24 protein-coding genes and 1 tRNA gene are annotated in these 19,898 nt (G+C 34.6%); 13 read left to right on the top strand and 12 right to left on the bottom strand.

Features of this window, described 5'->3' with window-relative positions; genetic code table 11:
- The 6 genes from QW128_03585 to QW128_03560 all read left to right on the top strand — a co-directional run bounded on the left by QW128_03585 (position 1) and on the right by QW128_03560 (position 6,181).
- Positions 1-768, top strand: coding sequence for a hypothetical protein (locus tag QW128_03585; GenBank protein ID MEM3832667.1), 768 nt, complete (start codon positions 1-3; stop codon positions 766-768).
- A 99-nt stretch (positions 769-867) separates the two neighbouring features.
- The gene (locus QW128_03580; protein MEM3832666.1) at positions 868-1,821 is read left to right on the top strand and encodes a phosphoesterase; all 954 of its coding nucleotides are present in this window, start codon (positions 868-870) and stop codon (positions 1,819-1,821) included.
- A 13-nt stretch (positions 1,822-1,834) separates the two neighbouring features.
- Positions 1,835-2,671 carry a hypothetical protein gene (locus tag QW128_03575; protein ID MEM3832665.1) on the top strand — a complete coding sequence of 279 codons (837 nt, stop codon included), beginning with the start codon at positions 1,835-1,837 and terminating at the stop codon, positions 2,669-2,671.
- 181 nt (positions 2,672-2,852) lie between these two features.
- The gene (locus QW128_03570; GenBank protein ID MEM3832664.1) at positions 2,853-3,584 is read left to right on the top strand and encodes an ABC transporter ATP-binding protein; all 732 of its coding nucleotides are present in this window, start codon (positions 2,853-2,855) and stop codon (positions 3,582-3,584) included.
- A complete protein-coding gene (locus tag QW128_03565; protein MEM3832663.1) occupies positions 3,574-4,884 on the top strand; it encodes an ABC transporter permease in 1,311 nt (436 codons plus the stop codon). The genes QW128_03570 and QW128_03565 overlap by 11 nt, the downstream gene beginning before the upstream one ends.
- Before the next feature lie 487 nt (positions 4,885-5,371).
- The gene (locus QW128_03560) at positions 5,372-6,181 is read left to right on the top strand and encodes a V4R domain-containing protein (GenBank protein ID MEM3832662.1); all 810 of its coding nucleotides are present in this window, start codon (positions 5,372-5,374) and stop codon (positions 6,179-6,181) included.
- A gap of 82 nt (positions 6,182-6,263) precedes the next feature.
- Here QW128_03560 and QW128_03555 read toward each other — a convergent pair whose 3' ends face one another.
- From QW128_03555 to QW128_03545, 3 genes are all read right to left on the bottom strand, one after another.
- A complete protein-coding gene (locus tag QW128_03555) occupies positions 6,264-7,322 on the bottom strand; it encodes an L-threonylcarbamoyladenylate synthase (GenBank protein ID MEM3832661.1) in 1,059 nt (352 codons plus the stop codon).
- A gap of 178 nt (positions 7,323-7,500) precedes the next feature.
- Entirely contained in the window at positions 7,501-8,460 is a 960-nt protein-coding gene (gene arcC, locus QW128_03550) for a carbamate kinase (protein MEM3832660.1), read from the bottom strand.
- Between the two features lie 48 nt (positions 8,461-8,508).
- On the bottom strand, positions 8,509-8,793 hold the full coding sequence (locus tag QW128_03545; protein ID MEM3832659.1) for a MoaD family protein: 285 nt from the start codon (positions 8,791-8,793) through the stop codon (positions 8,509-8,511).
- Between the two features lie 199 nt (positions 8,794-8,992).
- Here QW128_03545 and QW128_03540 point away from each other — a divergent pair, with 199 nt between their 5' ends.
- Together QW128_03540 and QW128_03535 are read left to right on the top strand one after the other, a co-directional pair.
- Positions 8,993-10,237 carry a dicarboxylate/amino acid:cation symporter gene (locus tag QW128_03540; protein MEM3832658.1) on the top strand — a complete coding sequence of 415 codons (1,245 nt, stop codon included), beginning with the start codon at positions 8,993-8,995 and terminating at the stop codon, positions 10,235-10,237.
- 88 nt (positions 10,238-10,325) lie between these two features.
- Entirely contained in the window at positions 10,326-10,538 is a 213-nt protein-coding gene (locus QW128_03535) for a hypothetical protein (protein ID MEM3832657.1), read from the top strand.
- A gap of 34 nt (positions 10,539-10,572) precedes the next feature.
- Here the strand turns inward: QW128_03535 and QW128_03530 are convergent, their stop codons facing one another.
- Complete coding sequence (locus QW128_03530; protein ID MEM3832656.1) at positions 10,573-11,022, bottom strand: hemerythrin domain-containing protein; 450 nt, start codon at positions 11,020-11,022, stop codon at positions 10,573-10,575.
- A gap of 134 nt (positions 11,023-11,156) precedes the next feature.
- Here QW128_03530 and QW128_03525 point away from each other — a divergent pair, with 134 nt between their 5' ends.
- Positions 11,157-11,366, top strand: coding sequence for a hypothetical protein (locus tag QW128_03525; protein MEM3832655.1), 210 nt, complete (start codon positions 11,157-11,159; stop codon positions 11,364-11,366).
- A gap of 24 nt (positions 11,367-11,390) precedes the next feature.
- Here QW128_03525 and QW128_03520 read toward each other — a convergent pair whose 3' ends face one another.
- Complete coding sequence (locus QW128_03520; protein MEM3832654.1) at positions 11,391-12,698, bottom strand: TrpB-like pyridoxal phosphate-dependent enzyme; 1,308 nt, start codon at positions 12,696-12,698, stop codon at positions 11,391-11,393.
- A gap of 72 nt (positions 12,699-12,770) precedes the next feature.
- On the bottom strand, positions 12,771-13,490 hold the full coding sequence (locus QW128_03515; GenBank protein ID MEM3832653.1) for a hypothetical protein: 720 nt from the start codon (positions 13,488-13,490) through the stop codon (positions 12,771-12,773).
- A gap of 803 nt (positions 13,491-14,293) precedes the next feature.
- Here QW128_03515 and QW128_03510 point away from each other — a divergent pair.
- On the top strand, positions 14,294-14,890 hold the full coding sequence (locus QW128_03510; protein MEM3832652.1) for a hypothetical protein: 597 nt from the start codon (positions 14,294-14,296) through the stop codon (positions 14,888-14,890).
- A gap of 134 nt (positions 14,891-15,024) precedes the next feature.
- Positions 15,025-15,528: a hypothetical protein gene (locus tag QW128_03505; protein MEM3832651.1), complete on the top strand. Its 504-nt coding sequence runs from the start codon at positions 15,025-15,027 to the stop codon at positions 15,526-15,528.
- A 501-nt stretch (positions 15,529-16,029) separates the two neighbouring features.
- Here the strand turns inward: QW128_03505 and QW128_03500 are convergent.
- The 6 genes from QW128_03500 to QW128_03475 all read right to left on the bottom strand — a co-directional run bounded on the left by QW128_03500 (position 16,030) and on the right by QW128_03475 (position 18,991).
- Positions 16,030-16,422: a putative zinc-binding protein gene (locus tag QW128_03500; protein MEM3832650.1), complete on the bottom strand. Its 393-nt coding sequence runs from the start codon at positions 16,420-16,422 to the stop codon at positions 16,030-16,032.
- Positions 16,423-16,641: 219 nt separating this feature from the next.
- Positions 16,642-16,869, bottom strand: coding sequence for a hypothetical protein (locus QW128_03495; GenBank protein MEM3832649.1), 228 nt, complete (start codon positions 16,867-16,869; stop codon positions 16,642-16,644).
- 295 nt (positions 16,870-17,164) lie between these two features.
- Positions 17,165-17,239, bottom strand: a tRNA-Val gene (locus QW128_03490).
- Between the two features lie 71 nt (positions 17,240-17,310).
- Positions 17,311-17,859, bottom strand: coding sequence for a transcription factor E (tfe, locus tag QW128_03485; protein MEM3832648.1), 549 nt, complete (start codon positions 17,857-17,859; stop codon positions 17,311-17,313).
- A gap of 71 nt (positions 17,860-17,930) precedes the next feature.
- The gene (locus QW128_03480) at positions 17,931-18,467 is read right to left on the bottom strand and encodes a tRNA (cytidine(56)-2'-O)-methyltransferase (protein MEM3832647.1); all 537 of its coding nucleotides are present in this window, start codon (positions 18,465-18,467) and stop codon (positions 17,931-17,933) included.
- Complete coding sequence (locus QW128_03475; protein MEM3832646.1) at positions 18,464-18,991, bottom strand: multiprotein bridging factor aMBF1; 528 nt, start codon at positions 18,989-18,991, stop codon at positions 18,464-18,466. Before QW128_03475 ends, QW128_03480 begins: the two co-directional genes overlap by 4 nt.
- Before the next feature lie 51 nt (positions 18,992-19,042).
- On the opposite strand from QW128_03475, the gene QW128_03470 reads away from it, so the two are divergent.
- Entirely contained in the window at positions 19,043-19,516 is a 474-nt protein-coding gene (locus QW128_03470) for a PUA domain-containing protein (GenBank protein MEM3832645.1), read from the top strand.
- Positions 19,513-19,893, top strand: coding sequence for a nascent polypeptide-associated complex protein (locus QW128_03465; GenBank protein MEM3832644.1), 381 nt, complete (start codon positions 19,513-19,515; stop codon positions 19,891-19,893). Before QW128_03470 ends, QW128_03465 begins: the two co-directional genes overlap by 4 nt.
- Positions 19,894-19,898 lie beyond the last annotated feature (5 nt).

Genomic DNA, 19,898 nt, shown 5'->3' with positions numbered 1-19,898 from the left:
TTGCAATTACTAATTGAGAAGAATGTTCTTACTGTTGGGGAACCTATAAAGGTTATCTTCAATACTCTTTCTAATGAAAACATGGAAGTACATTTATATGTCTCAGGAATTACACTACTTTTTGATATAGAAAAGAAAAATAAATTCTTTAGAACGATTTTTAATAAATCAATTAAATGGAAAATTAAAAAAGGTGAACAACTTCTTACCTATCCATCATGGCTTCCGCCAAGTCTTGGATTAAAAACATTTGCAATTAAATGGTCGTTAGTTAGTGGAATACCAAGATTGGGCGGCAAGATCCTTTTTCCGCGTAAAGAAATGAGGTTTAGGGTATATCCTCAAAAAATGATGCCTCCGTCTAGATCAGAAACAATCATTATTGATAGACTTTTTTATAAACCGGGCGATATTATTCGTGGTACATTAAACATAGACCAAGGCAATGTAAAGGATGCTATTATAGAACTACGTGTTACTGAATATTTAAAATCTGATGAGCGAGTTTATTCCTATGCGTACCAATTTTCTTCTGCAGATATTAAGGTTATCAATAATAAAAGTGGAGATTTTATTTTAAAATTACCACCTGATGAGACTCTACGTGATGATCGCTATGTATTTTATCCTTACACATTTGAAACAAAAGTGGACGATAAAATAATAGGTGTGAAAAGTGAAATTTATGCTGAGATTCCTAATGAGTTTAATGATAGGCAAGAAATAATTATTGAACCTCAAGAGATTAGACTTCAAAAGGTCATCTAAGTGAATAATTGTGGTTTATGTTTTTTATTTGATAGATTATTATTGTTTTAGTAAAATATATTTACTTGTTTTAACAAAGATTTTGTGGTGCGGAAATGAATGGTATTAAGGTGCTATTTCTCAGTTGATGTGCATGGTAATACTGTTGTGTGGCGTAAATGGATTAATGCAGTAAATGTATATAAAGCCAATGTGTTGATACTTTCAGGCGATCTTACTGGAAAAGCCATAGTACCAATATATGATAAAGGTGGGCATTATGAAACTGAGTTCCTAGGAAAAAAGTATACTATAAATAGTATTGAAGAATTGAAGAAGCTCCAAGAACAAATTGAAGGTATAGGGTATTATTACAAAGTAATGACAGTGCAAGAAGCCCAAGAGATAGCTTCTAATGAAAAGAAGCTTGAGAACTTGTTTAAAGAACTTATTACTGAGCGTATAAGAAAATGGATGAATCTTTTGATTGAGAAAGTAAACATCAGAGAAGTAATAGCTATGGCGATGCCTGGGAATGATGATGAGTTTTGGATCGATGAAGTCATAAAAGAATATTCTGATAGGGGCATAATATATCCTTTGGATAAAATTGTAGAGCTTCCATATGGTTATGAGATTGTAAGTAACGATTATGTAAATCCGACACCATGGAAAACACCTAGAGAAGTTGATGAAAAGAAGTTAGAAAAAATGCTTGAGGAGAAAATAAAGAAAGTACACAATATGGAAAGAGCTATATTTAATTTCCACCCTCCACCATATAATACAAAATTAGACCTCGCACCCAAGTTAGATAAAAACATGAAAATTGTATACGTAGGAGGGAAACCAATGATGGTACATGTAGGAAGCACCGCTGTACGCAAAATGATAGAAAAATATCAGCCATTACTAGGATTACATGGACACATACACGAGAGTTACGCAAGCGATAAGATTGGTAGAACAGTAATTGTCAATCCTGGTAGTGAATACACTGAAGGAATATTAAGAGGATTCATAGTTGAGCTCGATGAAAATGGATTAAAGAATTACTGGAAAGTTGAAGGTTAATAAGTGAAATAGAATGAGTGGTCCATCCCATTTTGTAGAAATAAGTGAAGAAGAATTCCTAAAGGAAGCATTAGAGATCATTGAAAAATCTCAATCGCGTGGTATTTATCTCAGAATTCTTGGAGCGTTGGCAGTATATATACATTCACTCGACAAACCAGTTTGCATAAATGCATTTAGATCATTAGGTAGATTTGGTGAAGGGAAACCACTTTTTACAGATCTGGATTTAATAGGATATAGTAAGCAAAAAAAAGAGATCACAAAACTATTTGAAGAAATGCGTTTTCAACCAGATCGTATGATTAACGTTTTATTTGGCGATAAAAGATTAATTTTCTATCATCCACAAAACAAATACCACGTTGATGTATTTCTTAATAAACTTGAATTTAGTCATGATGTGTTATTTGGTGAGAAGCCAGGTTCTGGAAGATTAGAACTAGATCATCCTACAATCACTCTAGCCGATATAGTGCTTGAAAAGCTTCAAATACATTTTATCAACACTAAAGATTTAATTGATCTGATAGTATTATTCATGGGCCACGATGTAAGCAATAGCAGCAACAAAGATACAATTGATGGAGGATATATTGCAAAAGTGCTATCTGATGATTGGGGTTTTTGGTATGACGCCATAATAAATCTTGATAAAGCCAAATCATTAGCGAAAACATTTTTAGAATCTGGAAAGCTAACAGAAGAACAGATTAAAATAATCACAGAAAGAATGGACACTCTTCGTAAAATCATTGACAATTATCCAAAAACAAAGAATTGGGAGAAACGTGCAAAAATTGGTATAAACAAACCATGGTACCGTGAAGTAGAGGAAGTAATAAGATGAAACTCTCATAAATCATAAAGTTATAATTAAAGATTCATGTGTATTCTTCCTCATAGTAAATTGTGAACTTCTGTTTCCTTATAAATATTAGAGTAATGAGAGACAGTATAGGGTGGCATTGATAAAATTATTGAATCAGTTCATAAACGAGTTTAAATATTAAAATGAGATACAGTAATGTATGAGTGAGTATTTTGTAAGTGTTAAGGATTTAGTAAAAGATTTTGGCAAAAGAAGGGTGCTTAAGGGCATCTCCTTTGATGTGAGAAAAGGTGAGATTTTTGGATTAATAGGTCCCAATGGAGCAGGAAAAACCACAACACTGCGAATAATAGCAACTCTTCTTAAACCTACAAATGGCGATGTAATCATAGAAAACATGAGTGTTACTAAGAACGCAAAGGTAATTAGAGGAATTATAAGCTATCTGCCTGAAGAAGCTGGTGTTTATGAAAGATTAACAGGTATTGAGTTTCTCAAATTCTTTGCAGAAATTTCAGAAAGTAATGTTAATGAGACCATAAAAAGAGGCATCGAAATTTCAGGTCTTAGTGAACGATTAAAAGATAAAACAAAGGAATACTCCAAGGGTATGAGACGAAGACTTTTGTTAGCACGCTCACTGATGAATCTACCAAAGTTAGCATTACTTGATGAACCAACATCAGGACTCGACGTACAACATGCGGTCCAAATAAGGCAAACCATAAAGAATTACCGTGAAAAATACGGAATAACCATAATACTCTCCAGTCATAATATGTTAGAGGTTGAATATCTTTGTGATAGAGTTGCGTTTATTAACGATGGTCTCATAATAAATATTGGAACACCTAGAGAGCTAAAGGAGAACTATAATGCAGAAAACCTTGAGGACGCCTTCTTAAGGGCGGTGAACAATATTGCCAAATAAATTAGTGGCAATAATAATTAAGGAACTTAAAGACCTCCTCAGAGACAGAACAACATTATTTACCATGATAATAATCCCATTAATTTTCTTTCCAATAATAGGATTTGCGTTCAAAGCCGGTGCTGAAACCACAGCTCAACAAACACTCAACGTAGCAATACTTAACTTAGATAACGGATATAATGGCATTAATATGGGAAACAACTTAACATCATTTATAAAACAATTCAATAATATTAACCTAATAATAGTAAATGATAATGCTAACAAAAATCTTACACAACTCTCAAGAGAACTCTATGAAAACCAGGGTATTAACGAACTCCTAGTAATACCAAGTAATTTTACAGAAACAATATACAATCCTAACACAACGGCTCAGTTAGAATTATATTCCTATATATCAGCTACTGGTGGTATAGCAATCAAAACACTAGATCCGATCCTTCAAAGCTATATTAGAAACACTATCAATTGGAAAATAAAACAAATAGCTCCTAATGTAAATCCAAACACTATCATTAATCCAATAAACATAAATTACATTTCAATAGTAAGGGAGGAAAAAATACCATCACCACCAGAGATAGTACACAGCTTACTAGCATCACAAAGTTGGACATTACCATTAAGCGTGTTTATAATAATCATAACATCGTCACAAATAGTCGCAGCAGCAATAGCATCAGAGAAGGAATCCAAAACACTTGAAATCCTACTATCAACACCAATATCAAGAGTAAGCATATTAGCAGGTAAAATAACCAGTTCAATGGTCATCGCAATACTTTCAGTACTATCATACGTAGGAGGTTTCACCATATATATGAATACAATATTAGGATTATCATCATCGCAAATCCCCCCGCAAATAATAAATAAAGTATCACAACTAGTTAACAGTCCCCAAATAATAGGAGGTGTAGCAATACTCATGTTTATAACACTACTCACAGCAATTTCTATCGCAGTCTCACTCTCAGTCTACGCTGAAGATGTACGAAGTGCACAAGCATTAGTCTCATATGTAACACTCTTATTTGGACTACCAGCATTCATAGTAATGGGAGTAAATATAGATCAACTACCCCCCATAGAAAAAACCATCCTGTACATAATACCATTCACGCACGCATTCACTGGAATTACAAAATTAATCGATGGAAACTATATTCCAGTAATCATCGGAATAACCTATATGATAGCATTTTCATTAATAATGCTCTATATCGCATCAAAAAGTTTCACAACAGAAAAACTACTAACAGCTAAACTTGCATTCAAACGAAAAAAGTATTAGGACGTGAACTACCCCTCGCTATCGCAAGGGGCTTCCAGCGTTTGCCTGGAGCTTTACGCTTCCAGTCGCATCTGCTGGTTTGCGGGGCTCACAGCTCCGCCATCCCATGCCTCTCATTAAGGCATGGGCTATGTTTATAGCCCTGTTCAAATCTCGGTTAGGAAACATTCCTAAACTTAAGTGCTACTCTGAGTTATTTAAGTTTAACGCAATTCATCCCCACCCTTGCGGATGGGGTCTTCTTGCAAGTTGTGATAAATATAACAACAAAATACTAATATTCAGATAAGTACTTGGAATACATGCTTGAAACTTCTTTTTTGTATAATAAAAATAAATAAAACTATAACAATATAAAATATATGAACTTTTGCATAATTAATTTAGAATAATTTTAAGAAAAATGCTTATATTGATAAAAAATAATTTTAATTAGTTTTAATGAGAAATAGATAAATTTATATTTATGTGAAAATTAAAAACATACGTGACGCATGAACTACATCCTATCGATGTATCAAGAAGTATTAATACTTTAGGTCGTAAAATTTACGGGTTTAGCATTATTGCAAAAAACGTTCCTGGGATACTTGCTAATATAGGGAAAACTTGTGCTGACGCATTGATAAACATTGTTAATATAATAGTCTCAGCTGAAGTTGTAGGAGGTAATGCTCATCTTTTTCTTGTAGCAGATTTAACAGATAGTACGTTTTCTCCAGAAGTCTTGAAAAATGAACTTTCTAAAATAAGTGGTATAATATCTGTTGATATTGTAGAACCATTTGCTAATTTTATTATTGATAATACTCATTTCCCACTTACTATAGGTGGATCGAGAGCAATAATTACCGATAAATCTATGTTGAAAGGCATCATTCATGGTCTCGATAGACAACTTGGCGAGGAAGTTTCTTCTATCGTATTATGGCATATGGGATATTATTCTGGCAAAGAAATGTGGGATCTTTATCATGAACAGCGAAAATCTATTGTGAGAGATCTTGTAGAATTAATGTTAAAAAATATTATGGCATTGGGATGGTGGAGTCGCTATGAAATCGTTGAATATAGCCCTATAAATAACTATGCAAAAATTAGAATATGGGATAATTGGGAATGCCAATTAAAAGGAATTGATGAAAAAGTTGGAAGTCATTTTATTAGGGGTATGTTTGCTGGATTTTTTACTAAGCACTTTAATATAGAGTGTCAAGCATCCGAGACCAAGTGCATATCAATAGGTGATGAATACTGTGAATTTGAGATAAAGACAAGATCATTGTCTGTCACTTAGAGAGCATTTATTTTATATTTATTTTGTTGTAAAGGTAAACTTTTAGTTAGCAATAGTATTCTTGATAATCTAAAATTCTTTGTTATGTGCATATTATATTGTATCCTGCAGCTTTTCTTAATCTATTCATTATAGCCAAGCCAATTCCTGTGGGTTCAATGCCTTCTGCTATTATTATGTCTACATTTTCATTATCTAATTCTCTAAGTGTTTTGAAAAGATTCTTTGCTATTGTTTTTGGTTCATTTCTTTTTCCGATAATTTTTATGTATGGTACATTATAAAGGGTAGCGTTCTCTTCTGTTGCTATTATGCTAACTTTTTTACCTAATTTAATATATTTATTAGCTGTCTCTTGTACTTTTAGTGGTATTTTTCTTTGATCTCCTTCAATGAGTATTAACTCTGCTGATGGTGCATAGTGTCTATATTTCATACCTGGTGATTTCGCTATTATCGTTTCAACTGGTTTTTCAGCTTTTGCCGCTGGATGTACTTCAACATTTTTAATTATACTTTTAATTTCTTCGAGAGTTATTGGGCCTGGTCGTAATATGTACGGTGGTTTTGATGTCAAATCGAGGACTGTAGACTCTACTCCGTAAGTTACATCGCCTCCATCTATTATCACATCAATTCTTTTGTTAAGGTCTTTGATTACATGTTCTGCTGTTGTTGGACTAGGTTTCCCTGAAATGTTTGCACTGGGTGCTGCTATAGGCACTTCAGATTCTTTTATTAACATCAATGCTATTGGGTGATTAGGCATTCTTATAGCGACAGTGTCAAGTCCAGCTGTAGTTATATCTGGAACTAACTCAGATTTTTTAAGCAATAATGTAAGTGGTCCTGGCCAAAACTTTGATGCTAACTCTAATACCTCATTAGGCACTTCCTCTACGAGAATGTATAAATCATTGACATCTGCAATATGAACTATGATTGGATTGTCAGCTGGCCTATTTTTTACTGTAAATATTTTTTGTACTGCTTTTTCATCCAACGCATTCGCACCTAAACCATAAACTGTTTCTGTAGGAAATGCAACAAGCCCTCCATTTTTTATCACATTTGCTGCAAGCCTAATTTTTTCTACTTCAGGGTTTTTTGGGTCAATCTTAAGTATAACCGTATTTAACATTTTCACAATGCCTATATTATTTACAACGTTGTCCTATATATTATTGACATCAAGATACGAAAAGATTTGGTATGATAGAGAATGTCATGAACAGATGTTCACATTAATAGTTGCACTTGTAAAGAGGTACTAAGATCCCGAAAAGCTTTGCTTTGAAGAAGCAAGAAGATCATAGTTTTTATTGAAATATGTGTGTTCCTTCGATTCCTTTTACAGCTTCCACCAACTTATCAAGATGCGCAATTATAGCTTCTTTTCCACCATTTTCTATAAATCTTATTGATGCTAATATTTTAGGTCCCATACTGCCTGGTTTGAAATGTCCCTTGGTATAATACTTTTTTAATTGCTCTACATTTATATTTCCTATTTTATGTTGATTTGGTGTTCCGTAATTTATGTATGCAGCATCGACGTCTGTTAATATGACAAATCGATCAGCTTTTATTAGTGTTGCTAAACGTTCACTAGCTAGATCTTTATCCACTACTGCCTCCACCCCCTTTAATTCGTTATTTTCCTCTATTACCGGTATTCCTCCACCGCCGCATGCTATTACGATGAAGTCATTTTCAATGAGGGTTTTAATTGCTTTAAATTCCACAATGCTTTTAGGATCCGGAGAAGGCACTACTCTTCTATAACCTCTTCCGGAATCTTCTATTATCTTCCAATCTGGATATTCTTGAAGAAGTGTTTTAACTTCTTCTTTGTTGTAAAACGGTCCAACAGGTTTCGTTGGATTTTTAAAGGCCGGATCATTTTTATCTACAATAACTCTTGTTATTACTGTTACAACCTCTTTGTTTATTCTCCTTAATCTTATTTCATTCTGTAATGCCTGCTGTATTATATAACCAATAAATCCTTGGGTTTCGGCAGTACATGAGTCCATGGGAAAGATTGGAATATTAAAAAGCTTACTGCCAGCATCATGCCTAAGTAATGTTGCTCCAACTTGAGGACCATTGCCATGCGTTATTACTAATTTGTAGCCCGCCTCTACTAATTGAATTAATAATTTTGCGACCCTCTGCACGTTTTTGTATTGCTCCTCGAAACTTCCTTTTTCACCTTTTTTTATCAATGCATTGCCACCGAGAGCTATGAGTAATAATTCAGAGACCACAGCAATCACCGATTATAAATTGATTAATTATATTTAAATCCAATGTAGATAATCTTTTTATCCGCCTGCCACTGGTGGGAATATTGCAACCTTATCTCCATCGTTAAACCTTGCATTAGGTCCCCCCAAATATTCTATTGATCTACCATTTACTAGCATTATAACATCTCCTTTAATGTATTTTGCATTATCATCATAAAGCTCTTTTCTAACTTCTTCACCTAGATTGTTCACAAGCGAGTCTATAAGACTTTTAAGCGTACCATCAATGTCCAAGTCTATCTCATTAACCTTAAATTTCTCTCTAAACGTTGCATAAAAAACAACTTTAACCCTAACCATGCTATGTCTATTATCTTAATTTCACTATAAAAAGATTTACATCTCTATCGCCTGTGAACCTGCATTTAGTGCATTGTAATGAAACACTATCTATCTCTATTTAACTCAGAACCCGAAAGTCCTGTTCTTCAAAGCGAAGAGGGCATCGGCGCATTTTTATGTAGAAAGGTTTTTAAATGTTGCATGTGGTATTAATGTGGTGGTGTGCACGTCTAATCCTAAACCTAGGAGGACAACGGTTTTGTTGTTGGCGATCGCGATAGCATTCGTTGTTGGGATAGTTCTTGGCTATGTGTTGAGTTTTGCTGTTCCAGATTCTGCTGCGCGAGCTAACATTGTAGCATGGTTCAAAGTGTTGGGCGATATATTTGTAAGGTTAGTCAGGATTATCATACCAGTCCTAATACTATTCACCATAGCAAGCGCAACATCATCCATAACCAGCGGAAGAAAACTAGGAACACTACTATTATGGATACTAATTTTATACATTGGCACATCAGCTTTAGCAGCATTCTGGGGTCTTCTTTCAGGAAGCATTTTTAACCCTGGTGTCGGTGTTGGTTTACAACCACCTAAGGACTATAAGCCGCCAACACCTCCAAGTGGTGTGGATATTTTGATGAGCTTTTTCCAGTTAGATTTCAGCAACTTACTTACTGTTGGAGGTTCGATGACGATGATAATATTTGCTATACTGCTTGGAGTCTCTGTTTTGTTATTAGGTGATGAGGGAAGAAAAGTAGCTAACTATTTATCTCTAGGATCAAAAATAACGATATCATTTGTGACATTGATTATGTATTATGCACCAATTGCAATATTTGGGTATGCGGTTTGGTTAATGGCTACTTATGGTCCAGCAATGTTGGGAGCTTACGGTAAATTTTTGATGAGTCAGTATGCCTTTACTTTGATGCATTTCTTCATAATATATTCAATACTGGTATTATTAGGGGGTTTGAATCCGACTCAATACTTTAAGGCCCAATTAACTCCGTTTTTAGTAGCATTTACAACACGATCAAGCGCAGTAACACTTCCTTATAATATGGATGCCGCAAAGAAAATTGGTGTACCTGATGAGGTATTTGGTGTCACTTTACCTATTGGAGCCACAGTGAACATGGATGGTACTGCACTGTATCAAGCATTAAGCGCTGTGTTTGTAGCACAATTATTTGGGATACCACTTCAATCTTATCAGTATAGTTTAATAATTATATCTGCTGTAATTGGTTCGGTGGCCACGGCAGCTATTCCTGGGGGAGGAACTATAATGCTTGCTTATGTACTTTCTGTGATAGGGCTTCCGCTTGAAGGTATAGGTATAATGTTGGTTATTGATCCAATTGCTGATGCTATTAGAACTGCTATCAATGTTAGTGGAGATAATGCATGTACAGTGTTAATAACAAGGTTAATTGGTTTAAAGAAATGGTGAATGATTCCTTAATTTTTTAATTTAAAATTTATTTTTTGTTTTGTAATCTTTACGAATGTTTATATTTAGCTTCATTTATGTATAAATGATGAGTAAGATGGGGAGTAGACAGTTTAAGAAAGCGAGGTTTGTGGTAGAAAGTGGTACAATAGTAGTGTACAATGCATATTACATTAAAGATTATCTTAAAGCTAATGGGTACAAGTTTAATCCTGATAACAAAACATGGTACAAAAAGATTGAAAAGTCTAATGAAACAAAAGAGATTGAGTTTTTGAAATCTCTCGGCGTAGTACAGTAATGAAGATCCGAACTTTTTCTTTTTACGTAACAAATTACTTTTTAATGACTTTTTTGTAAGTTTCTATGACCCATGGAAATATTTCTTTTTCTTCTTTTTCAAAGTGTAGTTTAAACATTTCATTCAATTCGATTTCTTTTGCATTTAACTCTTCTGCATTTAATGATTCCAATGATGTATTCACTAATGTCTTTATATTATTTATCAATTGATGAATTTTTAAATGTTGCTGGAATACTTTTATTGCCTCTTTTGATCCCCCCCGACCATAACTGTCGAGGAGAATTTTTAACAATCGAGCTTCTTCATCAATTACATGTTGATTAAGATATGAGTCGAATCTGGTAAATATCTCATTGATTTTTTCATGGTTTTTCTCATTTATGGCATTTTTAAGTTCAGTGATATCATTCATTATCATCTTATGTTCTTTTAAGAGCACACTAATGAGCTCTTCTAATTCGTACTGTCTTGGCCTAACCATTGTTAGTCACTGTGTTTATGTCTATAGAGAATATAACTATTACGCTGTAGTGTTAAGGCTTTTCATTATTTCTATAATGTTAGTTCTTGGAAAAAGCTTATATTCATCCTGCATGACTTATTTTTGGTGATTTGATGAAACGTAATGAAAAAACATCTAAAGAAGATGTCATTCAAAAAGTAAGATCAATGCTGGATGATTTGGAAAATATCGAGAATAACGTTGAAGAACTTTTTAAAAACGGTTATATTACAACTGGACATTATGAGGATCTCTTGGATATTCTTGATGACATGGTTTCAATATTTAAAGAAATACTCGAAGAAATTAAAAGTGCTAAATAAATGATTTTAGTTTTTGATTATGATTTATTTTCCTTTAAATATTATTTCTTTATATGCGGGAAGATCTAAAAATCCGTGTCCACTTATGTTCATTAGAATAACCTTTTTCTCGCCTCTTTTTTCATACTCTAACGCACTATCTATGGCGGCCCTTATTGCGTAACTTGATTCTGGCGCTGGTAACCATCCTTCACTCTCAATGAAAAATCTTGCCGCCTCAAATACAGCTTTTTCATCTGCTGGATATGCTACAGCATCTATTATTCCGTGTTTTCGAAGTAAACTTATAATTGGTGCTGATGCATGGTATCGTAAACCGTCCGCTTTTATAGGTATCATTTCAACCTTATGACCTAACGTATACATTTTCATAAGTGGTGTGTATTCCGCAACATCTCCATAATCATATTTATACTCACCTTTTATCAAGTTAGGAGCCGCCTCTGATTGGGCTGCTAAGAATCTCATATCTTTTTTACTCTTTAATGCTTCACCTATGAAAGGCAATGCAATGCCTCCAAAATTACTACCACCACCAAGGCATGCAACAATCAAATCAGGATAATCGTCCGCTAATTCAAACTGTCTCATAGCTTCAAGCCCAATTATAGTTTGGTGTAAAAGAACATGATTTAAAACAGAACCTAAAGCATAAGCTGTTCCTTCATGATTTGAAGCATATTCTAAACCTTCAGATATTGCTAATCCTAAAGAACCAGGGTGATTCGGATTTTGCATTAATGCATTTTTACCAGCATTAGTAATCTTGCTTGGTGATGCATGAACCTTTGCACCATAGAGTTTCATGAATGTTCTCCTATCTTTTTTCCACTCATAAACAGAACGAACCCAGAAAATTACAGAATCAAGATCATTAAGTCTAGAAGCATAAGAGAGGGCTGTTCCCCACTGTCCCGCTCCTGTTTCAGTAACAAGTGTCTTGAGACCTTGTTTCGATGCATAATAGGCCTGTGCTAAAGCTGTATTTACTTTGTGAGAGCCTGTGGGAGATAAGTCTTCTCTTTTATAATATATTTTAACGTTTTTGAGACCCAATTTTTTCTCAAGTCGTAAAGCTCTATATAAGGGTCTTGGTCGTCCAGCTTGAATATAAAGTTCTCTTAATTCATTTGGAATCGGTACCCAACGATCATCTAAAGAATCCTGTCTTAAACATTCTTTAATCATAACGCTCTTAATGAAATCCAATCTTGACGGATCATTGTCAGGATTTTTAGGAGGTGGAAGTCGTTCCGGAAGGTCCGGTAAAATATTATACCAATACTTTGGCATATCATCCGGGGGCAGGTCAAATCTGTTCAAGATTAACACCAATACTTAAGTAGTGTTAAAAATAAATAAAGTTAGCATATCCTTGTTTGCTTACTTTTTCGCTGTAGATTCTTATAATGGATTCTGTATCACTATTCCAAGCTTCTTCATTAATTCTTTATACCTGCTTCTTATTGTAACTTCAGTAACTTGTGCTGCAATGGCAATTTCCTTCTGTACTATTTCTTGTCTGTGTTGTAAGCATGCTATGTAAACTGCGGCACCTGCGAACCCTGCTGGATCTTTACCTGCAATTAATCCCTTTTCTTTAGCCTTAGTTACTATGTCCAATGCATCTTTTTGTACTTCAGGGTTAAGATTTAGTGTTTTTACTATTTTTTCAACATAGATTACTGGGTTCGGAATGTCAGGCCTTATCTTGACACTTCTTATAATCACTCGATAACAACTCGCTATTTCTTTTCGACTATTTTCACTATATTCAGCTATCTCATCAAGTGTTATCGGCAAACCTCTTCTCCTACACGCAGCATAAAGAGATGCTGCAGCAACAACAGGTATGGATCTACCATGCGTAAGCTTATATTCAGCAGCTTCTTTATAAATTAAAAGCGCCTCATCTTTTATCAGTTGTATTAATCCTAGTTTACCTGCTACCTTTTCAATCTCATCCTTTGCCCACATTAAATTTCTTTTAAAAGCGGCTTTATTTGCAATCCTAATACTTTCTTTCTGTTCATCTGTAATTACTTTTGTTCTTGCATCCTGCAATGAAGTTGAGTTAGGTAATAATTTCACGTGTTCAAATTCTTTATTCTGTCTCATTTTCATTTATCATCACCCTTATTGAAGGATTAGAGCATAATGACAAATAAATAGTATAAAGCGTATAATTCTGTTATTAATACTATAGCTCATTTTTTCTCAAATTTAATATATTAGTAGTAGTATATAAATTCATCATGAACTATTTAAATAAATTATCCAGCTTTTTCATAGAATATTCATAAAATATTTAATAAACCATTAGAATATATCTTAAATAATACAAAACTTAAAACATAATATTTAATTAATATTGTTATGTTTCTTAAACAATTTGTAAACAGTTATTTGCATCAATTACTTTGAACTTTCTTGATTATCTTTACTGCTGAACATGTAACTGTCATCAAGGTAGGTTTTAAACAATCGTGCATCTAGAAACTTATAAAGCATACACTTTACCAATAGTTTTTAGTTTATTATCACTATAATATATTGAGCACTATTACATCAGCAAGGTATAATGAATATTTCCTTGATATCTTTCTTGTCTTGAAGAGCATCCTCCATAACTATCATTGGTTTAAGGTATATCTCTTCTGGCTTGTCCTTTATCTAGTTATGCGTATACAAATACTACAAGTACTATTCTTATCTTGATGAACATAAAAGCATGAAATTTTCATATAATTTATGCAGGCATCCCATTTTTATTAGATGATCTCTATATTCATATAACAAAATAAGAGTTCGTGTTTTATTGTATAGAATCGATTTCCTTTTATATTAGCGTTTTGTTACTTATTAATGATGAAAATATGAGACCAGAAATATTAAGGAAATTTATTCACATGCTTTTTTCCATTATTATGTATCTTCCTATTCCTATTGCGCGTATTATTAATATTAATCCTATACAGTTTTATGGGTTTATTATAGCTTTAGCCACATGGATTTACGCGTTAAAAGTGAAAGGTCCTCCGCCAGGAATTAGCCTAGATGAAATAGTGAAAAAAATGAGAGATGCTAGTGAACAATTTAAGATTATCGAGAAAGCTATAAGTTCTGTTGAGCAAACGATCAGTGATATAGAACGTGAATATGAAAAAAGAGCTGGTTGGATAGGGCTTTTAGCTGGTGCTATAGGTATAAGCGTTTCCTATATTCTATTTAACGATCTCTTTGTGATCGGTATTTTAGCGCTCACAGTTCTTGATGGAGTTGCAGCCATAGCAGGCATCACTTTCGGTAAAGTAAGAATACCATACTCCCACGGAACGGTGGAAGGAACGTTGTCAGGTGCTTTGTCGTATCTTCTTGTTTTGTTATTCCTCACGAAACCAGTAAACGCCCTGATAATCACGCTTACGGCCACGATTGCAGAACTTTATGGTATAGAGGATAACATCACAGTACCAATATCAGCAACAGCCATATACTTTATATTATCCACTCTACAAATCTAGTTGATCTGACATTCTACAAGTGAGAGCGTTATTATTTTTATGGAAGATAGGTTTCTCACATTTTATTAAAAATTTGATATGTGTTACTAAGAATACATTTAATACTTTCTTTTTATAATATTTATTGAGTATTAGTGATAGATTTTAAGGCAAGTTTGAAATCTGGTTTTCTTTCAGGTATACTTTATGGTTTATTAAACGCGGCAATAACTTATGTATTCTTTATAATGTACAAGGCTGCTATAATAAGTGAAATTAATGCAACTCTTCCTCAGAATTCTACGATGTCCGCAGTTCAATTCTATAATACTATATTGTTTCTTGGGCCTGTCATGAATATGACCCTAGGACTGTTTGGAGGACTTGTAATGGGCATAATCTTTGGCGTTTTTTATGATAAGATTCCGTTACAGTCGTACATGATTAAGGGAGTGTTGATCAGTTTGGTAGTATGGCTAATAACAAATATATCAAGGGTTACGTATCTTTTTTCAGGCGACTATTATGTGATATCAGGATTAATAGTAGCACTAATGTGTGGTGGTTTTTTAGGAATTCTCTATAAAAGGTTTAGCGTTAAGCCACGAGCAGAACAACCATTAACTACTCAAGAAAACCAGCATCCTCCTAATGTCTAACCTCTTCCTAGAAGGAATTCTCTTTTAGTGTTCTGGTCTGTATTTGCATGTGTGAACCTTGGCCGCCATCAGGCTCAATCACCTCTAGGGTTTATCAATGGTTTGTCATCACTCTCTAAACCCCGGTTAGAGTCATTTATGTGACTCTTCTTAAATGTCTGCTCCTTTCGAGGCAATCACCACCCCACACCTGGAGCACGTAGAGTTCTTTGGATTGAGGAGTACAACACCAGATCTATAAACAACGAATGATTATATCATTTTTCAATCACTCTTTGCTACATCTCGATTATGTTTTCTAGATTTGTTGAACATCCCTCTTTTACTCAGTTTTTCAAATTTGTGCAAGGCGAAGTCTCATTAATCTCAATTGTCTTAACTAAAAAAATTCAGGAAATAAAAGCTCTACAAAGTTTCCATTGCTCATTTAACTTTTCCTTTATGATTTCCTGCGCACACGGGGTCTTTTTGTAATGCTAATTTCATAGGCCGTAATCCCAGTCACAGTTTTGCTTCCTTAATTACCACTTCTGCTATTTTCTTCACGTCCGCCTCATAAATGTCGAGAGTTGGCACCTTCTTCAAATATTTTGATATGTCAATCTCATAATCTATTCTTTTTCCAGCTCTCTCTAAGACTTTTGAGGCGCATCTGTTTCCACACCCGTTTATGATAATATTCCTTTTTGCTTTCTCCGCAATTTCCAAGTGCGGCTTTGAACCAGCCGCAACAGCTGTTATGCAGCACATCCTACCCTTATCCAAGTTAGTGAGCAGAACGCCTACAGCATGCCCTATCTGTCCGACGTTAGCTGCTCCATCACAGACCCAAATCACATTTTCATGTTCAGCAACCTTATAGCATAACGGAAGAATTTTGACCTGAGTTGCCATGCCTATTCCTCCATAATCGTCTATTTCATCTTCAGCTAGGATTATATATTAAGATATTTAAATTTATCGTTTGTTTGGGAATAAATGTGAAGTATTGGTGTCTAGCCTTGCTGAGGCTTTTTCCTTATTACGAGCATGGATGGAATTTTGGCGAATTCTATGTCATCCTCGTGGATTTCAGCTTCAACAAAGTCTCCAAGCTTCAAGCCGTCGCTTCCATCACAGTTTCCAATGGACTCCGGTCTCAACCCGCTGAAAGCCATTGGCTATTGAAACTCTTCCTCTTGGTGTCACAATCCTGAGGATTCTGTCCAACTCTTCTTTGTTTGGCACTCGCTCATCAGCTATTCGTGGTGCATCAGACTCACCTCTAATGTTGACTTTAAGCTTAACGTTAACGCCATTATAGGAAAGCCAGCTGTTAAAAACCTTCTTAAACCTGGACAAATAGAAGCCAGCCTTGCCCTCTTTCTCCATTCTGCGGATAAAGTCTGTAAAGTCACCCTGAAAGCCTTAGATTTAGTAACCTTAAGAATAGCCATAGGGTTAGTTTTATTCATATCACAGTAAAATCCCAACGTTCTAAGATACACAGTGGCTGTCACAATGGATTTGGCTGCCAAATTTTCAAACTAACGCTTTACATCCGCATCCTCAAGCAGATGTGCGTACTTTGACCCCATACTCCATCAATTATGGGAAGGTATGTTTCGATATTTAAGGATTCACTTAAAAATTTAAGTGGGCCGGGCCGGATTTGAACCGGCGACCACCGCCTCGTAAGGGCAGCATCCTAACCAGTCTAGACGACCGGCCCTCTCTTAATGTGAGTAGAACGAGATTTTTAAGTGTATCGTCATTGTTTTTATAATTGGAGTGTGTGTAGGCTTATGGGTCATCTATTGAGATTGTTGTTGTTTGGCTTTCAGTTTCTATTTTTTTCATTAGGTTTTCTATAAATTTAATGATTGCGGAGTTGTCTTGGGTTTCTAGGACTGTGTCGCATTCTGGGCATTTGAAGCTGTGATCGTATGCTTCATCGAATGTGTATCTTTTTTCGGGGTGATTTGGGCATATGAAGAATGTGTTTTGTTTTTCGTATTCTAGTCTGTTTTTGAGTTTTTCGAGGACGAATTTTTTTCGTCTGTGTATCACATTAGCTAGGTTTTCATAGTCTAGGCTCCAATAATATGTGAACCATCCTGTGTCTGGTTCTTTTTCTCTTCGATATTTTACAATGCCTACGTCGAAGAGTTCGTAGAGTACTTTTCTTATTACGCTGAGTTTGAGTCCAGTTCTTTTTATTAACCATTCTTCTGTGGTTTCTCTTCTTTCTGATAGTGCTAGGATTACTGGTTCTGCTACTGGTCCTACAAATGTTCTAGCTAGTTTTGATATGTATGATTTGAATCTCGCTTGATTTTCTGATCTTGACATTTTGCTCAATTTACTATTTAATCTAAAATATTTAACTTTTAATGTAGTATGTTAGTTAGGTTCAACAAATGTTACTTTTTAGTTTTCATATTAATTATCTTTTTTCTACGTTCTGATGGTATGATTTGGATTTTAGCGTTGGTGAAAGTTTTGTAAAACTCTTTGCCTTCAAATAGGTGATCGAGAAATACTGCGAGGGCTGCTATTTCACTATGAGGCTGGTTTGTCACTGAAACATTATATGTTGCCATTTCATAAATTTCTCTAGGTACTTTTGATGCCCCAATTATTATTAATTTATCCTTATTGCTAGTTTTTATCTTATCTATTACGGATGGTAGTGGAAGGCCGTACATTGTAAGGTGTATTACTTCATTTCCGTTCTCAATCCATTTCTTAATGAAGTTCTTCCATGAAACGCCCATTTCTAATGTGAATGGACCACCAAATCTGTTTACTACATCATGGATTTTCTTTTCTATTTTTTCATCGACAGTATCGAATATAATACCATCTGCACCAAACGCTCTTGCTACTAATGCGCAATGTGTACTTATTCTTTTGTCCCGCTCGTGTCTATGCCCTAATCTGAACACGAAAATTTTCATTTTGATTCATTAGTCTTTTTAGGCGTTTTAAGTTTTGCTATATCACCTAATGTTAAATCTGCTGGCACAGAATTTTGGCTTAGATTCGTAACGGGAGGAATATTCTCGATGAGAGGGATGCCCAGTACTTTTTCTATTTTTCTTGCTAGTTGAATGCTAGGAACAATGGAACCTGTTTCAATCTTTTTTATTACAGAAACCTTTTCACCTAGTTGACTGGCTAAAAAGTCTTGGGTCCATCCTAATCTTTCTCTGGCGGATTTTATTAGTAATGGGTATTCATCAATAACTTTTATATTCTCATTAAAAATATCCTTTTCGAATTTTCTTTGAGTTGTTTTGCTACTCGGTTTTGACTGTATTCTAGGTTGTGCTGGTGTCATTTGGGTTTGTGAAATTTGTCTGGTCTTTATTGGTGTACCATATCGTGAACATTCATTGCAGACTGTTAATTTTGCTCCTCCTATCAAAATAGTGATGGGTTGACCCTTAATAGGTTTGCCGCATATTTCGCATGTAAGCAAAGCTTACACCATTTATATAAGTATTTAAGGTAAAATATATTTAATCGTCTTGTGGTGGTTCTTCTGAGCATGGCATTATCACAAATTAGGAGAATAGCGGACTATCAGTTTGGTTTAGGGGTTGGTAAGGTATTGTTTCCTGAGCATGTTAGTATTGAGCTTTCAAAACAAGGGAGACCGAGAAGAATTTATTTGAACGATAGGCTGATAGCTACTATACGTGCGCGTGATGGATATATTGCACTTACATTGGATGGAGCAAGAATATTGTTGGGGAATAATTTAGCAGAGAAAAATATTGTGATAATATCTGAGGATGCTGTGCCTTTTGTAAAAAATGGACGCAATGTGTTTGTAAAATTTATTGAGAATGCGTCTAGGGAATTAAAAGCAGGTGAAGAAGTTATCATAGTTAATAAAAGGAAAGAATTAATAGCTGTTGGAAGAGCTATTTTAAATGGTGAAGAGATGTTAAATTTAAAATCTGGGTTAGCTATTAAAGTTAGGAGAGGTGTTGAGGATTGAGTAGAATTATGAACAGAAATATGATGCGGACTCTACAGCGTATGGGCATTAGCGTAGAGCCGCTTAACGGTGTTAGAGAGGTTCATTTAATATTTGATGATAAGATTCTGAAGCTTGTCAACCCATCAGTAATGGTTACAAAAGCTGGTGGACAAGATATATATCAAATAGTTGCTGAAAAAATAGTTGAGGAGAAGCAAGCTCTTCAAATACCACCATCAAAACCTATAGAAGAACAACCATTAACTATTCCAGAGGAGGATGTGATATTAGTTGCAGAGCAGACTGGTGTTTCAAAGGAAAAAGCAAAGCAAGTACTAGTACAAACTAACGGAGATATAGCAGCCGCGATACTCATGTTAAAATCAAAGAGGTAGATCAT

The sequence above is a fragment of the Thermoprotei archaeon genome (genome assembly GCA_038881895.1).
Classification (GTDB): domain Archaea; phylum Thermoproteota; class Thermoprotei; order Gearchaeales; family WAQG01; genus JAVZOV01.
The sequence above is the reverse complement of the archived record's forward strand: the minus strand, read 5'-3'. Positions and strand labels throughout refer to the sequence as shown.

Excerpts from the sequence above, each read along its gene's own strand:
- QW128_03480 (MEM3832647.1), bottom strand. The coding sequence starts at position 18,467 with ATGAAAATTTTCGTGTTCAGATTAGGGCATAGACACGAGCGGGACAAA.
- QW128_03545 (MEM3832659.1), bottom strand. The coding sequence starts at position 8,793 with ATGGTTAGGGTTAAAGTTGTTTTTTATGCAACGTTTAGAGAGAAATTT.
- QW128_03510 (MEM3832652.1), top strand. The coding sequence starts at position 14,294 with ATGTATCTTCCTATTCCTATTGCGCGTATTATTAATATTAATCCTATA.
- QW128_03570 (MEM3832664.1), top strand. The coding sequence starts at position 2,853 with ATGAGTGAGTATTTTGTAAGTGTTAAGGATTTAGTAAAAGATTTTGGC.
- QW128_03580 (MEM3832666.1), top strand. The coding sequence starts at position 868 with ATGGTATTAAGGTGCTATTTCTCAGTTGATGTGCATGGTAATACTGTT.
- QW128_03500 (MEM3832650.1), bottom strand. The coding sequence starts at position 16,422 with ATGGCAACTCAGGTCAAAATTCTTCCGTTATGCTATAAGGTTGCTGAA.
- QW128_03530 (MEM3832656.1), bottom strand. The coding sequence starts at position 11,022 with ATGGTTAGGCCAAGACAGTACGAATTAGAAGAGCTCATTAGTGTGCTC.
- QW128_03575 (MEM3832665.1), top strand. The coding sequence starts at position 1,835 with ATGAGTGGTCCATCCCATTTTGTAGAAATAAGTGAAGAAGAATTCCTA.
- QW128_03555 (MEM3832661.1), bottom strand. The coding sequence starts at position 7,322 with ATGTTAAATACGGTTATACTTAAGATTGACCCAAAAAACCCTGAAGTA.
- QW128_03515 (MEM3832653.1), bottom strand. The coding sequence starts at position 13,490 with ATGAAAATGAGACAGAATAAAGAATTTGAACACGTGAAATTATTACCT.
- tfe (MEM3832648.1), bottom strand. The coding sequence starts at position 17,859 with ATGTCAAGATCAGAAAATCAAGCGAGATTCAAATCATACATATCAAAA.
- QW128_03525 (MEM3832655.1), top strand. The coding sequence starts at position 11,157 with ATGAAACGTAATGAAAAAACATCTAAAGAAGATGTCATTCAAAAAGTA.
- QW128_03535 (MEM3832657.1), top strand. The coding sequence starts at position 10,326 with ATGAGTAAGATGGGGAGTAGACAGTTTAAGAAAGCGAGGTTTGTGGTA.